The organism is Sphingobium cupriresistens, assembly GCF_004152865.1.
Lineage (GTDB): Bacteria > Pseudomonadota > Alphaproteobacteria > Sphingomonadales > Sphingomonadaceae > Sphingobium > Sphingobium cupriresistens.
In genome coordinates this window covers 1-2,707 of record NZ_SEOO01000094.1, presented here as the reverse complement: position 1 = coordinate 2,707, position 2,707 = coordinate 1, and the positions used below count along the sequence as shown (strand labels likewise).

Here is a 2,707-nt window from a genome sequence, read left to right as displayed (position 1 = left end):
GCGTGAGCAGATCCTCGAACGCGCATCCCCACAACACGCCGGCCCAATGATCGCCGACGATGTCCGCCAGCTCGTCCGCTTCGAAGTCGAACTCCTCCATCGCCAGCCCGAGATGATCGCCGAGCGCATCGCGAAGATGATCGGCCCAGGCCGGCGAGGTGGCGAACTTCATGACGCCGGACAGATCGTGACCACGCTTCATGCCTGTTCCCTCTGCTGCTGGCTGAATTGCTGGCGGTGCGCGGCGACGATGCGCGAGACGGTGGGCTCGCTGACGCCGTAGAGCCGCGCCATCTCGGCACCGGACTTGCGGCCGGACGTGACGGACTCGGCGATTTCACGGCGCTGCTTGTCGCCGAGCTTGCGCCGGCGCCCGCCGATCCGTCCTTCTGCGCGGGCCTGAGCAAGGCCGGCACTGGTGCGTTCGCGGATCATGGCCCGCTCGAACTCGGCGAAGCTTCCCACCATTTGCATCATCATCCGCCCTGCCGCGGTGGTGGTGTCGATCGCCTCGGTCAGCGAGCGGAAGCCCGCTCCCGCCAACTCAATTCGCTCCATGATGTGCAGCATGTCCTTCAGGCTGCGCGACAGCCGGTCGAGCTTCCAGACGACGACGACATCTCCCTCGCGCAACTGGCCGATCATCTCCAGGAGCTTGGGTCGGTCCCATCGCCCCCCGCTGGCGGTCTCCTCGAACACGCGCTTGCAGCCCGCCGCATCAAGCGCGCGCCGCTGCGCGGCGTTCGACTGCTCGTCGCCTTTCGACACGCGGGCATAGCCGATCAGATAGGGTTCGCGCGTCATCCAGTATCTTTCACAAACGACCGTATCCGGAGGCGGAAACAGCATGCGCGGATTTCTGCGGCCTTCCACCTTTCACAATCCTCTTTCATTAAGCGGACAAAAGGCAAGAGGTTTTTGGAGGATGAAACATGCCCGCACGTATTCCGATGACCGAGCGGCAGCGCGCCGCGTTGCTTGCTTTGCCCGACAGCGAGGCGGCGGTGGTGCGACACCATGGCCTCGATGCCGAGGACCTTGCTGCGATTGGCACCGCACGCACTCCGGCGACCCGGTTGAGCTACGCCCTGCAACTCTGCTGCCTGCGCTATCCGGGGCGGCATTTGCGTGCAGGCGAGCTGTTGCCTGCGATCATGCTCGAGCATATCGCCGAGCAGGTCGGGGTGGATGCAGGCGCCATCTCCGACTTCGCGCGGCGAGCGCCGACCCGCTACGATCAGCTTGCCGCCATCAAGGCGCGCTTCGGCTTCACCGATCTCAGCCGGCCAGCGCGCGGCATCATGATGACCTGGCTGGAAACCGAAGCCATGGCCATCGTGGACGGGCGTATTCTGCTCGATCGACTGCTCGACGAGCTGCGCACGCGGCGCATCGTCATCCCCGGCATCAGCGTAGTCGAGCGGATGGCGGCCGAGGCGATGCTGCGGGCGGAAACCGATCTGGTCGCCGCAGTCGACGATAAACTCGATGCGGATATGCGTCAGCGTCTCGATACGCTGGTCGACGAGAAGGTGCATCACCGACAGAGCCGCTTGTCGTGGTTGCGCGAACCGGAGCCCCGCGTAGCGTCAGCCTCGCTCGCTGAAATCCTCGAAAAGGTCGCGCTGATTCACAGGACCGGTATTGCCTGTGTTCCGGTCGATCCCCTGCACGAGCCACGCCTGACGCAGTTCGCCCGCGAAGGCGTGCGCTATACCGCCCAAGCTTTCCAACAGATGCGCGCCTCCCGCAGGCGGGTCATCCTGCTTGCTACGCTGCGCGAGCTGGAGGCCACGCTTACCGACGCGGCGATCGCCATGTTCGGCTCCTTGATGGGACGCGCTCATCTTCGTGCCCGCAAACGCCTGGAACAGGGGATCGCGATCTCGGGACGCGAAGGCCGCGACCGGCTGATGCGCATCGCCACTGTGCTGGAAACAGTTAGCCGGGCAGCACGTGCCGGTGAAGATATCGGCGCGGCCCTCAGGGATATCGTGCCTCTCGACATGCTCGATGCCGATGCCGCGATCATCCGGCGTACCGCGGCACCTCACAGGGACGATGTGCTAAGCGAGATCGCAGCCGAGTACCGGACCTTCAAGCGAGCAGGACCTCTATTCCTGCAAACGCTCGATTTCCACGGTCGAGCCGGCACCGCGGCATTGCGCAACGCGATGACGGTCCTGTCGGATCTTGATGGCAACTGGCGCAAGCCGCTCCCTGCCGACGTTCCGCTCGGTCATGTCGAGCGGCGCTGGCACCGCCATGTCATGGTCGCCGGCAAGATTGACCGGACGCATTGGGAGATGGCCACCTACGGGGCGCTCGCCAATGCATTGGCATCCGGTGATATCTGGGTGCCAAGGTCACGGCTGCACAGGTCCCTGGACGTGCTGCTCGAGCCATCAAGCGGTGCAGCGTTGCAACCGGCGTTCTCGCTCGGTGATCCACACGCATGGCTCGATCAGCGCGCCACGCAACTCGACAACACCTTGCGCGACGTCGCCCAAAATCTAGCCGGACGTAATGCTGCCCTGTTCGCTGGCGGGCGATTGCGCTTTCCCAAGGAACTGAAGGACGATGATGCCGGGCACGACGAAGGACGGCACCTGACGCTTGCCTGCTACGGCATGCTGCCTGCGACGCGTATCACCGACGTACTTTCGCAGGTCGAACGCTGGACCGGCTTCACCCGGCACTTCGGGCA

2 protein-coding genes and 1 pseudogene are annotated in these 2,707 nt (G+C 64.6%); 1 reads left to right on the top strand and 2 read right to left on the bottom strand.

What is annotated here, in order from left to right; genetic code table 11:
* Both EWH12_RS21640 and EWH12_RS21635 read right to left on the bottom strand, forming a co-directional pair.
* Positions 1 to 202: pseudogene (locus tag EWH12_RS21640) on the bottom strand (hypothetical protein); the annotation flags it as partial.
* Positions 199 to 804: a recombinase family protein gene (locus tag EWH12_RS21635; protein WP_011950671.1), complete on the bottom strand. Its 606-nt coding sequence runs from the start codon at positions 802 to 804 to the stop codon at positions 199 to 201. The gene EWH12_RS21635 and the pseudogene EWH12_RS21640, both read right to left, overlap by 4 nt.
* A 128-nt stretch (positions 805 to 932) precedes the next feature.
* On the opposite strand from EWH12_RS21635, the gene EWH12_RS21630 reads away from it, so the two are divergent.
* Positions 933 to 2,707 (top strand): DUF4158 domain-containing protein (locus EWH12_RS21630; RefSeq protein WP_242496175.1); only part of this gene is annotated, 1,775 nt, incomplete at its 3' end.